The organism is Stenotrophomonas sp. ATCM1_4 (assembly GCF_004348115.1).
Taxonomy (GTDB): Bacteria; Pseudomonadota; Gammaproteobacteria; order Xanthomonadales; family Xanthomonadaceae; genus Stenotrophomonas; species Stenotrophomonas capsici.
The window spans coordinates 1,893,337-1,909,377 of record NZ_QPFB01000001.1; the positions used below are offsets into that span (position 1 = coordinate 1,893,337).

15 protein-coding genes are annotated in these 16,041 nt (G+C 68.3%); 8 read left to right on the forward strand and 7 right to left on the reverse strand.

What is annotated here, in order from left to right:
* Positions 1-150: 150 nt before the first annotated feature.
* Positions 151-1,431: a serine--tRNA ligase gene (serS, locus tag ATCM_RS08680; protein ID WP_132864140.1), complete on the reverse strand. Its 1,281-nt coding sequence runs from the start codon at positions 1,429-1,431 to the stop codon at positions 151-153.
* 109 nt (positions 1,432-1,540) lie between these two features.
* On the opposite strand from serS, the gene ATCM_RS08685 reads away from it, so the two are divergent.
* A complete protein-coding gene (locus ATCM_RS08685) occupies positions 1,541-2,194 on the forward strand; it encodes an energy transducer TonB (protein WP_132864141.1) in 654 nt (217 codons plus the stop codon).
* A 98-nt stretch (positions 2,195-2,292) separates the two neighbouring features.
* A complete protein-coding gene (locus tag ATCM_RS08690) occupies positions 2,293-2,802 on the forward strand; it encodes an energy transducer TonB (RefSeq protein ID WP_165931157.1) in 510 nt (169 codons plus the stop codon).
* On the opposite strand, the gene aroA is transcribed toward ATCM_RS08690, so the two are convergent.
* From aroA to ATCM_RS08710, 4 genes are all read right to left on the reverse strand, one after another.
* A complete protein-coding gene (gene aroA / locus ATCM_RS08695; protein WP_132864143.1) occupies positions 2,786-4,099 on the reverse strand; it encodes a 3-phosphoshikimate 1-carboxyvinyltransferase in 1,314 nt (437 codons plus the stop codon). The genes ATCM_RS08690 and aroA overlap by 17 nt on opposite strands.
* 152 nt (positions 4,100-4,251) lie before the next feature.
* On the reverse strand, positions 4,252-5,433 hold the full coding sequence (pheA, locus tag ATCM_RS08700; RefSeq protein ID WP_132864144.1) for a prephenate dehydratase: 1,182 nt from the start codon (positions 5,431-5,433) through the stop codon (positions 4,252-4,254).
* Positions 5,434-5,485: 52 nt separating this feature from the next.
* Entirely contained in the window at positions 5,486-6,571 is a 1,086-nt protein-coding gene (gene serC / locus ATCM_RS08705) for a 3-phosphoserine/phosphohydroxythreonine transaminase (RefSeq protein WP_132864145.1), read from the reverse strand.
* A 126-nt stretch (positions 6,572-6,697) separates the two neighbouring features.
* On the reverse strand, positions 6,698-7,504 hold the full coding sequence (locus ATCM_RS08710; RefSeq protein WP_132864146.1) for an FHA domain-containing protein: 807 nt from the start codon (positions 7,502-7,504) through the stop codon (positions 6,698-6,700).
* A 116-nt stretch (positions 7,505-7,620) separates the two neighbouring features.
* Between ATCM_RS08710 and ATCM_RS08715 the strand changes: the two genes are divergently transcribed.
* The 4 genes from ATCM_RS08715 to ATCM_RS08730 all read left to right on the forward strand — a co-directional run bounded on the left by ATCM_RS08715 (position 7,621) and on the right by ATCM_RS08730 (position 10,570).
* A complete protein-coding gene (locus tag ATCM_RS08715) occupies positions 7,621-7,896 on the forward strand; it encodes a polyhydroxyalkanoic acid system family protein (protein ID WP_132864147.1) in 276 nt (91 codons plus the stop codon).
* Between the two features lie 74 nt (positions 7,897-7,970).
* The gene (locus ATCM_RS08720) at positions 7,971-8,438 is read left to right on the forward strand and encodes a phasin family protein (protein WP_132864148.1); all 468 of its coding nucleotides are present in this window, start codon (positions 7,971-7,973) and stop codon (positions 8,436-8,438) included.
* A gap of 184 nt (positions 8,439-8,622) precedes the next feature.
* Positions 8,623-9,414: a YggS family pyridoxal phosphate-dependent enzyme gene (locus tag ATCM_RS08725; protein WP_132864149.1), complete on the forward strand. Its 792-nt coding sequence runs from the start codon at positions 8,623-8,625 to the stop codon at positions 9,412-9,414.
* Between the two features lie 127 nt (positions 9,415-9,541).
* Entirely contained in the window at positions 9,542-10,570 is a 1,029-nt protein-coding gene (locus tag ATCM_RS08730; RefSeq protein WP_132864150.1) for a restriction endonuclease, read from the forward strand.
* 115 nt (positions 10,571-10,685) lie between these two features.
* On the opposite strand, the gene hutC is transcribed toward ATCM_RS08730, so the two are convergent.
* Both hutC and ATCM_RS08740 read right to left on the reverse strand, forming a co-directional pair.
* The gene (gene hutC / locus ATCM_RS08735) at positions 10,686-11,414 is read right to left on the reverse strand and encodes a histidine utilization repressor (RefSeq protein WP_132864151.1); all 729 of its coding nucleotides are present in this window, start codon (positions 11,412-11,414) and stop codon (positions 10,686-10,688) included.
* A 32-nt stretch (positions 11,415-11,446) separates the two neighbouring features.
* The gene (locus ATCM_RS08740) at positions 11,447-12,817 is read right to left on the reverse strand and encodes a formimidoylglutamate deiminase (RefSeq protein WP_243694083.1); all 1,371 of its coding nucleotides are present in this window, start codon (positions 12,815-12,817) and stop codon (positions 11,447-11,449) included.
* A gap of 61 nt (positions 12,818-12,878) precedes the next feature.
* On the opposite strand from ATCM_RS08740, the gene hutI reads away from it, so the two are divergent.
* Together hutI and hutH are read left to right on the forward strand one after the other, a co-directional pair.
* Positions 12,879-14,084 (forward strand): imidazolonepropionase, encoded by a 1,206-nt coding sequence (hutI, locus tag ATCM_RS08745; protein WP_132864153.1) that lies wholly within the window; start codon positions 12,879-12,881, stop codon positions 14,082-14,084.
* A gap of 34 nt (positions 14,085-14,118) precedes the next feature.
* Positions 14,119-15,663: a histidine ammonia-lyase gene (hutH, locus tag ATCM_RS08750; RefSeq protein WP_132864154.1), complete on the forward strand. Its 1,545-nt coding sequence runs from the start codon at positions 14,119-14,121 to the stop codon at positions 15,661-15,663.
* Positions 15,664-16,041 lie beyond the last annotated feature (378 nt).

Genomic DNA, 16,041 nt, shown 5'->3' on the forward strand with positions numbered 1-16,041 from the left:
AATCAGACCTCAAACAGTCCTATTTAAGCAACCCCATCCCGCCGCGCAGCGTTCCAGAAATGCTTACGGTTCAATATGTTCCGTTCAGGCCACGAAAAAGCCCGCCATGCGGCGGGCTGTTCCGGAATCGGCCAGATGCGCAACGCGCCGTCAGCCGATGCGCTCCGCGCCGCCCATGTAGGGCTGCAGCACGGCGGGGATGCTGATGGAACCATCGGCGTTCTGGTAGTTCTCCATCACCGCGATCATCGCCCGGCCCACCGCCACGCCCGAGCCATTGAGCGTGTGCAGCAGCTCCGGCTTGCCGGTGGCGGGGTTGCGCCAGCGCGCCTGCATGCGGCGGGCCTGGAAGTCGCCACAGTTCGAGCAGGAGGAGATCTCGCGATAGGTCTGCTGCGACGGCAGCCAGACTTCCAGGTCGTAGGTCTTCACCGCCGAGAAGCCCATGTCACCGGTGCACAGCAGCACCTTGCGGTACGGCAAGCCCAGCTGCTGCAGCACGGTCTCGGCGCACTGGGTCATGCGCTGGTGCTCGGCCTCGCTCTCCTCGGCCCGGCACGCGCTGACCAGCTCGACCTTCTCGAACTGGTGCTGGCGGATCATGCCGCGCACGTCGCGGCCACCGCTGCCAGCCTCGGAACGGAAGCACATCGAATGCGCAGTCATGCGCAGCGGCAGGCGCTCGGCCTCGATGATCTCGTCGCGCACGATGTTGGTCAACGGCACTTCCGAGGTGGGGATCAGGTAACGCGTGGACTCGCCCAGCGCGGTCTTGAACAGGTCTTCCTCGAACTTCGGCAGCTGGCCGGTGCCGCGCAACGAGTCGGCGTTGACCAGCACCGGCACGTTGGTTTCCTCGTAGCCGTGCTCGTTGCTGTGCAGGTTGAGCATGAACTGGCCCAGCGCACGGTGCAGCCGCGCGAGCTGGCCACGCAGCACGGTGAAGCGCGCGCCGGACAGCTTGGCGGCGGTTTCAGCGTCCAGCCAGCCATCACGGGCACCCAGCTCGACATGGTCCTTGACCGGGAAATCGAACGTGCGCGGCGTACCCCAGCGCAGCTGCTCGACGTTGTCGCTCTCGTCCTTGCCAGCGGGCACATCGTCCGCCGGGAGGTTGGGGATACCCATCGACAGCATCTCGATCTTCTCGCGCAGCACGTCGAGCTGGGCTTCGGAGGCCTTCAGCTCGTCGGCGAAGCCGGCCACCTCGGCCATGATCGCCGACACGTCCTCGCCCTTCGCCTTGGCCTGGCCGATCGCCTTGGAACGGCTGTTGCGCAGGCTCTGCAGCTCCTGGGTACGGACCTGGATGCGCTTGCGGTCCGCCTCGAGGGCCTCGAACGCACTCACGTCCAACGCGTAGCCGCGCGTATCGCGCAGGCGCTGTGCAAGTTCGGCGGGTTGCTGGCGAAGAAGGGCTGGATCAAGCATGGGAGGCACTGTGTACGGATGTGAAAGGGGATTATCGCGCGAACGGCGTCCGTCTGCCGCGCTTTGTCCATCCTGTGCCAGAATCGTCTCGTTCAATCCGGTCAAGCCCATGCCCGCCTCTTCTTCCCGCTCCGACCAGAACATCACCTTCCATCTGCCACGCAGCAGCCTGAAGATCGCCGGCATCGCCTTTGCCGTGGGCCTGCTGCTGTTTGTCGTGGCCTGGCTTAACGCGCGTCGCAACAACGACTTCTACCGCGCCGACCCGGCCCAGCCGCAGACCGCCGTGGCCGAACTGGCCCCGCTGCCGGCCCCGTTGCCCGCCGGTGCGGGTGCGGCCGACATGCCCGAGGCCCGCCCGGCGCCGGTCGAGGAGAAACCCGAGCTGGTCGAGGCACCGCCCGCCCCGCCGCCGCAACCCATCGCCGAAACCGCGCCCACGCAAAGCCCGGCCGGTGACGCGCCGGCGCCGGTCGCGGCAACCCCCACCGACCGTCCCAGCCCCCTGCCCGGCCAGCGTCCGCCCGAGTACCCGCCAGCCGCCCTGCGCCGTGGCGACAGCGGTACGGTGGTGGTGCAGGTCGTGGTCGGTGTGGATGGCACCGCACTGGATGCACGCGTCATCCAGCGCAGTGGCTCGCGTGACCTCGACCGTGCGGCGCTGGATGCCGTGCGTGGCTGGCGATTCCAGCCGGCGCTGAGCAATGGCCAACCGATGCAGGCCAGCTTGGATATCCCGTTCGATTTCAAACCGGCTCAGTAAGCTGAACCATCGCCCGCGCCAGGGCGATGGGTTTAAGCCCGGCTCACCGCCGGCGGACCAGACTGGCGGCGTCGATTCACTACCGAGACGCCCCGTCGATGTCCAGCATCCCGCATGACCAAACCAGTGCAGACACCACCGGCCGCGGCACCCATGCCGTGGCCGGTTGGCTGTGGGCGTTGCTGGCGGCTGGGATGCTGGCGTTGCTGCTGCTGATGGGATGGCAGGCAACGCATCCGGCCGTATTGATCGAAGCCGTGCCCCCGGCCATGCCGGCGGCCAGCCCGCCCCTGGCAGCCAAGCCGCAACCCGCACCGGCGGTGATCGACATGGACGCCGAACCGATCGTCGGCAACCCGATGCCGCGCTATCCGGCCGACTTGCTTGATGCGGGCATCGAAGGCGACGTGATCGCGCGCCTGCAGATCGACAGCAGCGGCCGGGTGACCGATGCCGTCATCGTTTCGCACCAGGGCCAGCAGGACGTACGGCTGGACCAGGCCGCCATCGAAGCCCTGCTGCAATGGCGCTTCCACCCTGCCCTGCGCGAAGGCAAGGCCATCGCCAGCGTCGTGCAGGTCCCGGTGGAGTTCAGGACCGGGCGCTGAGCCCGAAGCCAGCGCCGCTGGCCAACTGGTCGAAGCCCGGGAACGACGTCGCCACATTGGCCACGTCATTGATGCGCACCTCGCCGGTGCTCAGCTGGCCGGCAATGGCGAATGCCATCGAGATGCGATGGTCACCATGGCTTTCGATGGTGCCACTGCCCAGCACGCCACCGTGGATGGTCGCGCCGTCATCGGTTTCGTCCACGCGCAGGCCCAAGGTGCGCAGGCCGGTGGCCATCGCCGCCAGGCGGTCGGATTCCTTGACCCGCAGCTCGGCCGCGCCGGTCACCACGGTCTGTCCTTCTGCCGCCGCCGCGGCGACGAACAGCGCCGGGAACTCATCGATCATGTCCGGCACCACGGCTTCGGGAATCTGCGCGCCCTTCAGCGGTGCATGACGCACGACCAGATCCGCCACGGCTTCGCCACCGTGCTCGGCGTGGTTTTCCTCGGTGATGTCCGCGCCCATCAGGCGCAACGCGGTCAGCAGGCCGGTCCGGCGCGGGTTCAACCCCACCGAACGCAGGCGCACTTCCGAACCCGGGATGATGCTGGCCGCCACGATGAAGAACGCCGCCGAGGAGAAGTCCGCCGGCACCGCGATATCGGTCGCGCGCAGGCGCTGGCCACCACGCAGGCGCGCCTTGCCCGGTTCGAAGTCGATCTCCACGCCGAACGCACGCAATATGCGCTCGGTGTAGTCGCGGGTAGGGTGCGGCTCGACCACGGTGGTTTCGCCCTGCGCGTACAGGCCAGCCAGCAGCAGCGCCGACTTGACCTGGGCACTGGCCACCGGCAGTTCGTAGTGAATGCCCTGCAACGTCTGGCCACCGTGGATATGCAACGGCGGGGTGCCGTCGTCCTGAGTGTCGATGCGGGCGCCCATCTGCGCCAGCGGCACGGTCACCCGGCGCATAGGGCGCCTGGTCAGCGATTCGTCGCCCACCAGGGTGCTGTCGAACGGCTGCGCGGCCAACAGGCCGGCGAGCAGGCGCATGCCGGTGCCAGCATTGCCGCAGTCCAGCTCGCGTTGCGGGGCTTTCAGGCCATCCACGCCCACGCCGTGCACGATGCGCTGCGACGGTGACGGGGTTTCAAAGCGCACGCCCATTTCGGCGAAGATGGCCGCCGTGGCGCGGGTGTCCTCGCCTTCCAGGAAGCCGTCGATGTGCGAGACGCCATCGGCCAGCGCGGCGAACATCACCGAGCGGTGCGAGACCGACTTGTCGCCGGGAATGGTCAAGGTGCCCTGCAGGGCCGATCCTTTGCGTGCAATCCAGTAAGGCTGGGAACTCATGCGGGCTCTCTAAACGTTCTTTTCTTCCCGGCGCCATGCGGGAAGCGGGGGACTGAAGGCGGATCAACGGTCACGGGCTGGAACTGCCCCACCCGCCCCTCGGGCACCTTCCCCCGCCTGGGGGAAGGGACAGGTCTGCGTCCGGGACGCGATCAGGGCACGGCGACCGGATAGGAACCGAGTACCTTGATCTGCGCCGAATGGGCCTTGAGTTCGGCCAGCGCGGCCTGCATCGATTCATCCTCGATGTGGCCGGCCAGGTCGATGAAGAAACCGTACTCCCACTTGGCCTGGTGCGACGGCCGCGACTCGATGCGGTTCATGCTGATGCCATGGCGCGCGAACGGGCTAAGCACGTCGAACAGCGCACCGGGCTTGTCGTGGATGAACACCAGCACCGAGGTGCGGTCATGGCCAGAGGACGGGAACAGCTGGCGACCGATCACCAAAAAGCGCGTGGTGTTGTCCGCGTCATTCTGGATCGGCTTGGTCACCACCTTCTTCAGGCCGTAGACGTGACCAGCGCTCTCGCCGCCAATGGCGGCCGCGTCATCGGCATTGCGGGCGCGGCGTGCGCCTTCGGCATTGCTCGATACCGGGATCTTCTCGGCCTTGGGCAGGTTGGCACGCAGCCAGGACGAGGTCTGCATGAACGACTGCGGGTGCGCGTAGATGCGCTCGATGTCCTCGAGGCGACCGCTGCGCGACATCAGGAACTGCTGCACGCGCAGTTCCACCTCACCGCAGATCTTGAGGTTGGAGGTCAGGAACATGTCCAGCGTGATCTGGATGGTGCCCTGCCCTGAATTCTCCACCGGCACCACGCCGAAGTCGGCGTTGCCGGCTTCCACTTCCTGGAACACTTCCTCGATGCTGGCCATCGGCAGGCCCATCGCCGAGCGGCCGAAATGCTTGAGCACGGCCTGCTGGCTGAAGGTGCCTTCCGGGCCGAGGTAGCCGATCTTCAGCGGCTCCTGCTGGGCCAGGCAGGCGGACATGATCTCGCGGAACACGTGCACCAGCACTTCATCGCTGAGCGGGCCTTCGTTGCGGTCCACCACCATGCGCAGCACCTGCGCCTCGCGCTCGGGACGGTAGTAGTCCACGGCGGCGGCGAGCTTGCCCTTGGCCTTGCCGACCTGGTGGGCGAACTCGGCACGCTCGGCGATCAACGCCTGGATGCTGCGGTCGATGTGGTCGATCTTGGCGCGCACATCGGCCAGCACCGGCTTGGCGATGGCACCGACGGCGGGCTTCTTCTCGGCCGGCTTGGCGGCCTTCTTCGCGATGGCCGGCTTGGCCTTGGCGGGGGTCTTGGGCGGCTTGCTTGCCATCAATCATTTACCTGTTGCGGGCCGGCGCACGGCGCACGGCGTTGTTGGGGGCTCAGCCGTTGCGCTGCTGGAAATCACGCATGAACGCGGCCAGCGCCTGCGCGCCCTCCAGCGGCATGGCGTTGTAGATCGAGGCGCGGATGCCACCGACCGCCTTGTGCCCCTTCAGGGCCAGCAGGCCGGCGGCCTTGGATTCGCTGACGAAGCGCGCATCGAGTTCTTCGCTGGGCAGGAAGAACGGGATGTTCATGCGCGAGCGCACCGCCGGCACCACTTCGTTGCGGTAGAAGCCGCCGGAGCCGTCGATGGCGTCGTAGATCGCGGCCGACTTGGCCTGGCTGAGGCGGGCGAAGGCCTCCACGCCACCCTGGGCCAGCATCCACTTGAACATCAGCCCGGCCAGGTACCAGTTCCAGGTCGGCGGGGTGTTGAGCATGGAATCGCGCGCCACGTGCGAGCGGTAGTCGAAGATGTCCGCGCGCGGCTGGCCGGCGCGTTCGAGCAGGTCGCGGCGGATGATCACCACCGCGATGCCGACCGGGCCGAGGTTCTTCTGCGCACCGGCGTAGATCACGCCGTAACGCGAGACATCGATCGGCTCGGAGGCGATCGAGGAACTGAAATCGGCGATCAGCGGCACCTCGCCCACGTCCGGCACGTCGCGGAATTCGACGCCGTGGATGGTTTCGTTGGCGGTGATGTGCACGTAGGCCGCGTCGGGCGACAACTGCCACTGCGCCACCGGCGGGATGTCGTGGAAGCCGCCGGCTTCACCGCTGGCGGCCACGTGCGCATCGACATAGGGCTTGGCCTGCTTGACCGCGGTCTTGCCCCAATGGCCGGTGACCACGTAGTCGGCACGCTGGCCCGGGCTGGCGAAGTTCAGCGGCAGCAGCGCCTGCTGGGTGGTGGCGCCACCGCCCAGGAACAGCACGGCATAGTCATCGGGGATGCCGACCAGCATGCGCAGGTCGGCTTCGGCCTGCGCCGCCACGGCCATGAAGTCCGCGCTGCGGTGGCTGATCTCGACGATGGATGCGCCTACGCCATTCCATTCCAACATTTCCTCCTGCGCCTGGCGGAGGACTTGCTCCGGCAGCGTTGCAGGGCCGGCACTGAAATTGAATGCGCGCGTCATGACACACCTGTTGGGCAGAACCCATAGTATGCCGCAGCGCAACAGCCTTTGGGGGCGCAGAAAAAGTTGCATCTGCACCCAATTGGACCGCTGCCGAGCCGGCCAGGGCGCGGCCGGCGCGCGGGCTCAGCGGGCGCCGTACAGCAGCAGGGCGCTGATCGCCGCGCCCAGCAACAGGGCGCTGAGCAGCAACCAGGGCCAGCGCCGCGGACGCCGCGGCGCGGCCGTGGCGGCCGCTTCAGCCGGCTCGGCCGGCGCTTCCTCTTCGACCGCAAGCACCGCCGCCAGGCTTGCGGGGTTCAGCGGCATCTCCAGCACGAAGCGGTGCCCGCCGTCGAACACGACCTGATCACCGGCCTGCAGCCAGCAGTTGCGTACCGCCACGCCATTGACCAGCGCCCCGTCGGCCGAACCGAGGTCACGCAGCAGCACCTTGTCGTCGTGGCGCTCGAAGCGGGCATGGCGTGCGGTGAAGGTGGGGTCGTCGATGACGATGTCATTGGTGGCTTCGCTGCCGATGCCACGGGACCGATCCAGGGTGAAGCTGCGGCCATGGTGGCGGCCACCGACGCCGCGCAGCAGCACGCGCTGGTCATCACCCGGCTCGGCGACGGCCTCGGGCACCTGCCCGGCCGGCTCGCATTGGCCGCGCAGCAGCATCTCCGCCCCATCGGCGTAGACCGAATCACCGGCGCGCAGCTGCGCCATCCGGCGCACCGGGCGGCCGTTGACGTGGATGCCGCGGACGCCATTGGCGACCTGCAGCCAGACGCCGCGCTGGTCCACGCAGAACTGCGCCAGCAACATCGGACCGACGCTGTCATCGCCCAGCCGGACCTGCCCGGATGCATGGCGCACGATGCGCTGGACGCCCGGACTCAAGGGCTGGTCGGGCTGCTGGCGGTTGCTGAAATGGACTTGCAGGATAGGCACCGCGGCAGACTAGCAGGTCGGCCTGCCGCGCAGAAGGTGCCACGGCGCCCGGAGCAGGCCGCGCAGGTCCTACAATGCCCTCCCTTCAACCCGACGCCGTATCGCAGGAACGCTTCATGTCCACCATCGACATCCGTCACGCCCACAGCCTGTCCGAAGACAACGCCCGCTCCGCCATCGCCGAAGTGGCGCAGAAGCTGCAAGAGCGCTTCGACGTCACCACGCGCTGGGAAGGCCAGGTGCTGCACTTCGCCCGTTCCGGCGTGGAAGGCGGCATCGAACTGCTGCCCGGCGCGGTGCGGGTCAAGGCTGAACTGGGCTTCCTGTTGTCCGCGATGAAGGGCATGGTGGAATCGGAAATCCAGCGCGTGCTGGCCGAAAAGCTCGGCTGAGCTTCCATCACGCCAAGCACGCATCCCACTCGTTACGGTGTTGCCCAAGGTTTCGTCCCTATAGGAGCACCGTCATGAGCGCATATGAACGTCGTCCCGGTGACGACGGCGGCAGCAGCCCCGGCCTGCAGCACCAGGCCGAGCGTATCGGCCGCAGGATGACCGAATCGGCCCAGCAGGTCTGGCTGGCCGGGCTGGGCGCATTGGCCCGGGCGCAGAACGAAGGCAGCCGCCTGTTCGATTCACTGGTCAAGGAAGGCGAGGCCGCCGAAGAGCGCAGCCGCGAGGAGTCCACGCGCGGCGAAAGCCTGCGCGACACCGTTGAGAACACCCTGGGCCAGGCGCGCGAACGCGCCGCCGGCACCTGGGACCGGGTGGAGAAGAACTTCGAGGACCGCGTGCACCGGGTGCTGCGCCGGATGGACATCCCCAGCCGCTCGGACATCGAGGCGCTGAACGAGCGCTTGGACGCGCTCAACAGGCGCCTGACCAAGGCCGAATCGCGCGCCGCGCACGCCGCCTCGCCTCCGCATGAAGATTGATGTTGCATAGCAGCAAAAGTTGCGCAAGAATCCATTGACCCGCCAGCAGTACCGCGCCGTTTGTCTCCCTCCCCTCACGGCTCCGGATGGCGGGTTTTTTCATGCCTGCGCTCCGGGAAAGATGCCCCGCGGGACGGTAAAGGCGACAATGGTCGGCCCGGCCAATCGCGCCATGAGAGCCGCCATGCAGACCCCGCTGCCCGACACCCCCACCCACCACGACCAGCACGGCCGCTACCCGCGCGCCGAAACCGTGGAGGACTTCCGCCACAACCTGGAGGCCATTCAGGCCCGGATCGATGCCGCCTGCGCGCGCGCCGGCCGCGACCGCGGCAGCGTGCGGCTGTTGCCGGTCAGCAAGACCATCGACGAGGCCCACATCCGCCTGGCCTACCAGGCCGGCTGCCGCCTGCTGGGTGAGAACAAGGTGCAGGAGGCCCACCACAAGTGGGAGGCGATGCAGGACCTGCACGACCTGCAGTGGTCGGTGATCGGCCACCTGCAGACCAACAAGGCCAAGCTGGTGGCGCGCTTCGCCAGCGAGTTCCAGGCCTTGGACAGCCTGCGCCTGGCCGAGACCCTGGACCGCCGCCTGCAGCTGGAAGGCCGCTCGCTGGATGTCTACGTGCAGGTCAACACCTCCGGCGAGGACAGCAAGTTCGGCCTGGCACCGGCCGACGTGCCGGCCTTCCTCCAGGCCCTGCCGCAATTCGGCAGCCTGCGCGTGCGTGGCCTGATGACCCTGGCGCTGTTCTCGACCGAGGCCGAGCGGGTGCGCCGTTGCTTCATCGAACTGCGCCAGCTCCGCGACCGCCTGCGCCAGCAAGCGCCTGCCGATATCACGCTGGACGAACTGTCGATGGGCATGTCCGGTGACTTCGAGATCGCCATCGAGGAAGGCGCCACGGTGGTCCGCGTCGGGCAGGCCATCTTCGGTGCAAGAACGGTGCCGGACAGCCACTACTGGCCGGGTTGAGCACGCGCGCGGGGAGCGTCCCCGGCAGCGCCCTGACGGCTTTCGCAAAAGCTGCAATTGGCCCTTCTTACGGTCGTGAAGGAAGCTAGACTGAGGCCCCCTGTCTTCCGTTCCCTCGGGTAAATCGATGTTTTCCTGGATCCTGGCCCTGGTGCTCGCGCTGTTGATCTGGAGCCTTGCGGCCGCCTGGCTGTGGTTGGTCAAGCGCCGGGAAACCGAGATGAAGCACGGCCTGGCCGCGCTGGCCGGCATGCGCTGGCGCGAGTTCTCGCAGATCGTCCGTTCGGCGATGGCCGAGCGCCGTGGCCTGGTTGCCCTCAATGCCAGCGATGACAGCGAACGCGGCACCAGCAGCGACTTCCTGCTGCAGCGGGACGGCGAGCGCTGGCTGGTGTCGTGCAAGCACGGACGCGCGTATCGGTTTGATGCCTCGGCCGTGCACGAACTGGGCGCGGCGATGCGCCTGACCGGTGCGGTCGGCGGCCTGCTGCTGACCGAAGGCCAGGTAGACCGCGAGGGCGTGACCGAGGCCGGGCGGCAATCCATCGAGGTGATCGACGGGCGCGACCTGTGGCAGTTCCTCAAGCCCTACGTGCCGGACGAAGTTCGCGAAACGGTCACCGGCTTCGCGCGCCGCGAGGCCGTGCGCCACACCGGCATTGCCGGGCTCGCCGCCGTCACCCTGGGCCTGCTGGTCAGCATGGGCTACCTCACACTTCGCGACGAAGGCGCCAGCGGGGCGGCCACGCCGCGCGGCGCGCCGGCAGCGTCGGCGACGGCACGCGAAGGACGCCCGGAGCCGACCGGCAACGGTGCCGAAGCCGCGGCGCCGGCTGCCGCAACGCCCGCTGCCGCAGCCACTCCGGTGGCCAGTGCCAACCCCGGCGACCTGGTCGCCGATCCCGACCCGCAGACGCTGCTGCGCTACCAGCAGTCGGTGTCCAAGGCATTGGCGCGCACCCCGGGCGTGGTCAGCGGCATCTGGCAGACGCGCAGCACCCTTGCAGTGGAACGCAGCGGGGAGGATGCGGCAATCTGGCCATTGATCTGCGCCGAGCTGGAACGTTTCCCGGCGCTGCGTACCACCCGCGTGCAGCTCAACCCGCGTCCGGGCGTCGATGAGCCGGTGCGCTGGCGGCAGTGCCGCACGTTCTGAGCCGTAGGCGCGGCCCTGGCCGCGCGGCGGGGACACCCCTCCCGAGCGGGATCAACGGCGATGGCAGGCATTCGCCAGCGCGTTGAGCGTCGCGGTTCCGCGGCCGAAGCCGCTCCTACCTGTTGCCGGGCGCGAAGCGGGCGATCAGGTCGTAGGCATCGCCCAGGAACTTCTGTCGCACCCAGGTGATGGGCTGTTCGCCGCGCCAGGTCTGGCGATCGATGGTCAGGCAGGCGGTACCGGCCGGCACCTGCAGCAGGGCGGCTTCCTCGGCGGTGGCGGCCACCGCGCTGATGCGGTGCTCACCACGCGTCCAGGACACGTTCTGCAGCAGCCAGCTGCCCGGCGGCTGTACCGAGAAGTCCACTTCCAGCGTTTCGGGGACGGCCTCGGGATTGATCAGGCGCCGCTCCAGCGCCAGCGGCTTGCCGTCGGCCAGGTGCAGGCAGCGCATCGCCAGCAGCTTGCCGGCACCGACCAGCGCCAACTCCTCCGCCTGTCCTGCGCGGGCCTTGCGATGGGCGTGCTCCAGCAACTGGAAGCCATAGGCATGGCCGCGCTGGATGACCGACACCGCGATGTCCGGGATCTCCAGCGCCACGTGTTCCAGGTGCGGGGGCTGGCGCGCCACGAACGAACCGGCGCGGCGACGGCGCTCGATCATGCCGCTCTCGGCCAGCGTGGTCAGCACCTTGTTCACCGTCATCCGGGAACACCCGTACTGCTCCATCAACTCATGTTCGAAGGGAATGCGGTAGCCCGGCTCCCACTCGCCGCTGAGGATGCGGCTTTCGATGTCACTGCGGATGCGTTGGTTGAGGGTGGGAGCCTTCTTGCTCTTCACTCGCGATTCCTGAAATGGGCAACACCGTGTCGTCAGGCCAGTATCCGGCCAAGGGCGGCGCGGTAACGCAGGGTGATCGCTTCGCGATGCACGTGGCGGCCCCCCTGGACCAGCTCGCGACCGTTGCGCCAGACGCTGCGGAGGGCGCCATTACGTGCGGCGAACAGCCAACTGTCAAGCAAGGCATCGCCCTGTCGACCCTGCAGTGCCGGGTGTTCCGGATCCAGTTCGAGCAGGTCGGCCGGCGCGCCCGCCCGCAACCCGCTGGCCACGCCCAGCACCTGCGCCGCGCCCTCACCGGCCTGCTGGTACAACCAGCGCCCGGTGGAGAACACGCCCGGCGACAACACGTTGCGCCCCCGCAACGCCAGGCGCTGGCCGTACTCGAGCAGACGCAGTTCCTCGGCTGCATCGATCAACACGTTCGAATCCGAGCCCACCCCGAACCGGCCGCCGGCCTGCACGAAGTCGCGCATCGGGAACAGGCCGTCGCCCAGGTTGGCCTCGGTGATCGGGCACAGCCCCACCACCGCGCCGCTGTCGGCGATCTGCTGCACTTCCCGCGCGGTGACGTGGGTGGCATGCACCAGGCACCAGCGCGGATCGACCGCGACGTGGTCGTACAACCACTCCACCGGGCGCTGGCCGCTCCATGCCAGGCAGGCGTCGACCTCGCGGGTCTGCTCGGCGATATGGATGTGGATCGGGCCCTGCCCCATCGCCGCCAATGCCTGCAGTTCCTGTGGCGTACTGGCACGCAGGCTGTGCGGGGCCAGCCCCAGCACCGCATCGGGCGTCGTGGCCAGCACCCGCTGGCAGCCTTCGAGCAGGCGCGCGAAGCCATCCACGTCGTGCAGGAAGCGACGCTGGCCCGGCGTCGGCGCCACCCCGCCGAAATCGCTGTGCGCATAGAACACCGGCAGCAGGGTCAGGCCCAGCCCGGTCTCGGCAGCGGCGGCGGCCACGCGCGCGGACATTTCCGCCGGATCGGCATAGCCGCTGCCATCCTGGGCGTGGTGCAGGTAGTGGAACTCGCCGACGCGGGTGAAGCCGCTTTCCAGCATCTCCATGTACGCCTGCGCGGCGATGGCCTGGAAGTCGTCCGGGTCGAGCCGGTCGAGGAAGCGGTACATCAGCTCGCGCCAGCTCCAGAAGCTGTCGCCCGAGCGCCCGCCCACTTCGGTCAGGCCAGCCATCGCGCGCTGGAACGCATGGCTGTGCAGGTTGCCGAGCCCGGCCACGACCGTGCCCAGCCGCCGGTCCCCGTCCTGCGCCGGCACCCCGGCCGTCACCGAAGTGATGCGCCCGGCCTGGCTTTCGATGCGCACGTCATGCGCCCAGCCATCGGCCAACAAGGCCTGCTGGGCATGGAAATGAACCGGTTGCGATGGGGATGGGGTGATCACTGGACACTCTCCGTTTTCGGTCGTTATTGTATATACAAATTCACCGGGATGAGTGCCCATGCGCTGCGACACGCTCTGGCAGAACGCCAACCTGATGACCCTGGACGATGCCAGCGGCGGCCTGGGCGTGGTCCGTGACGGCATGATCGCCGCCACCGAAGGTCGCATCGTATACGCCGGCCCGGCCAACACCGCCCCGGCATTCATACCGGCCGAGCGCATCGATTGCGGCGGCCGCTGGATCAGCCCCGGGCTGATCGACTGCCACACCCACCTGGTCTACGCCGGCAACCGCGCCGGCGAGTTCGAGCAGCGCCTGCAGGGCGTGAGCTACGCCGACATCGCCCGGGCCGGCGGCGGCATCGTCTCCACCGTGCGCGCCACCCGCGCCGCCGACAATGCCGGGCTGATCGCCGCCTCCCTGCCCCGCCTGGACGCGATGCTGGCCGAAGGCGTGACCACGATCGAGATCAAGTCCGGCTACGGCTTGAGCCTGCCCGATGAGCGCAAGCAACTGCGCGTGGCCGCCGAACTGGGCAGGCTGCGCAAGGTGGAAGTGGTGCCGACCTTCCTCGGCGCGCATGCGGTGCCGCCCGGCCACGAGGCACAGGCCTACATCAACGACGTCAGTGCAGTGATGATCCCGGCCATCGCCGCCGAAGGCCTGGCCGAGGCGGTGGACATCTTCTGCGAGAACATCGCCTTCTCGCCGGCACAGGCGCAGCAGGTGTTCGAGGCCGCACGCGCGCACGGGCTGGCGATCAAGATCCACGCCGAGCAGCTGTCCAACCAACATGGCGCCGAACTGGCCGCCCGCCACGGTGCGCTGTCCGCCGACCATATCGAACACCTCGACGATGCCGGCATCGCCGCCATGCGCACGGCCGGTACCGTCGCCGTGCTGTTGCCGGGCGCGTTCTACTTCACCCGCGAAACCGTGCTGCCGCCGATCCAGAAACTGCGCGACGCCGGCGTGCCGCTGGCCCTGGCCACCGACAGCAACCCCGGCACCTCGCCGCTGACCAGCCCGCTGCTGACCATGAACATGGGCGCGACCCTGTTCCGCCTGACCGTGGACGAATGCATCGCCGGCTTCACCCGCGAAGCCGCCCGCGCGCTGGGCCGCAGCGATCGCCTCGGCAGGCTGGTCGCCGGCATGGACTGCGACCTGGCCATCTGGGACATCGAGGCGCCCGCCGACCTGGTCTACCGCATCGGCTTCAATCCCCTGCATGCCCGCATCTGGCGCGGGCACGCGGCCTGACACCACGCACTACAACGCACCGCTTGGAGCATTCATGAGCACCACCCTGACCCTTCTTCCTGGCCACGTCCCGCTCGCGCAGTGGCGGCAGATCTACCGCGGCGCCAACGTGCAGCTGGACGCCTCGGCGCAGGCCGCCGTGCAGCGCAGCGCGCAGGTCGTGGCCGACATCGTCGCCAAGGGCGCGCCGGTGTACGGCATCAACACCGGCTTCGGCAAGCTGGCCAGCGTGCGCATCGAGCGCGAGGACCTGGAAACCCTGCAGCGCAACATCGTGCTCTCGCACGCCGCCGGCGTGGGTGAGCCGATGCCGGTCGACGTGGTGCGGCTGATGATGGCGCTCAAGCTGACCAGCCTGGCGCAGGGTGCTTCGGGCATCCGCCCGGAAACGCTGGCGCTGCTGGAAGCCATGCTGCAGAAGGATGTGGTTCCGGTGGTGCCGAGCCAGGGTTCGGTCGGTGCCTCCGGCGACCTGGCGCCGCTGTCGCACCTGGCCAGCGTGATGATCGGCGTGGGCGAAGCCTTCGTCGGTGGCGTGCGCATGCCGGCCGAACAGGCGCTGCAGCAGGCCGGCCTGGCACCGTTGGTGCTGGGCGCGAAGGAAGGGCTGGCCCTGCTCAACGGCACCCAGTACTCCACCGCATATGCGCTGGCCGGCCTGTTCGAGATCGAGGTCGTGTTCCAGAGCGCGCTGGTCACCGGTGCGTTGTCGGTGGAAGCAGCCAAGGGTTCGGATACTCCGTTCGACCCGCGCATCCACCGCATCCGCGGCCAGCACGGGCAGATCGCCACCGCCGCGGTACTGGGCCAGCTGATGCAGGGTTCGGCCATCCGCGAATCGCACCGTGACAACGACGTGCGCGTGCAGGACCCGTACTGCCTGCGCTGCCAGCCGCAGGTGATGGGCGCGGCACTGGACGTGATCCGCCAGGCCGCGACCACGCTGGAAATCGAAGCCAATGGCGTGTCCGACAACCCGCTGGTGTTCACCGATACCGGTGAGGCGTTGAGCGGCGGCAACTTCCACGCCGAACCGGTGGCCTTCGCCGCCGACATGCTGGCCATGGCGATCTGCGAGATCGGCTCGATCAGCGAGCGCCGCACCGCGATGCTGGTGGACCCGGCGTTGAGTGGCCTGCCGGCGTTCCTGACCCCGAAGCCGGGCCTGAACTCGGGCTTCATGATCCCGCAGGTGACCGCCGCGGCATTGGTGTCGGAGAACAAGCAGCGTGCCTACCCGGCCAGCGTGGATTCGATTCCCACTTCGGCCAACCAGGAAGACCACGTCTCGATGGCCGCGCATGGCGCGCGCCGCCTGATCGCGATGGCCGAGAACGCCGCCAACGTGATCGGCATCGAGCTGCTGGCCGCCGGCCAGGGTTGCGACTTCCATGCGCCGCTGCGTTCGAGCGATGCACTGGAAGGCGTGCGTGCGGTGCTGCGTGCGCAGGTGCCGACGCTGCAGGACGACCGCTACTTCCACCCGGACATGGTCGCCGCCACCGAGTTGGTGCGCAGCGGCGCGCTGCTGGCGGGCCTGGGCGTGCAGTTGCCGGGCGTGGATGTGGCTGGCAACTGATTGCGTCGTATGTGGCATTGGGCGCACAGGGCTGGTTCTTCTGGCTTTCGCTTCACTGCGAAAAGCTGCCCTCATCTGCCCTGCGGGCATCTCGCTCCGCGCCCCGGCCCAGCGCAACGCGCTGGGCGTTCAGCCATGCACGAGCCCATGGCTCGTAGACCGCATGTCTTCACTCCGCAAGCGGGAGAAGAGACAGCATCGGCTTTCCGCGCGGTGTATGACACAGCCGTGCGGTCAGCGCTCGCGGCAAACCCTTCCCTTCTCCCGCAAGCGGGAGAAGGTGGCGCGCAGCGCCGGATGAGGGCGCTTTTCAGCTTCACTGCAAAAAGCTCCCCTCATCTGCCCTTCGGGCCTCTTCCCTCGCACGCGGGAGAAGGG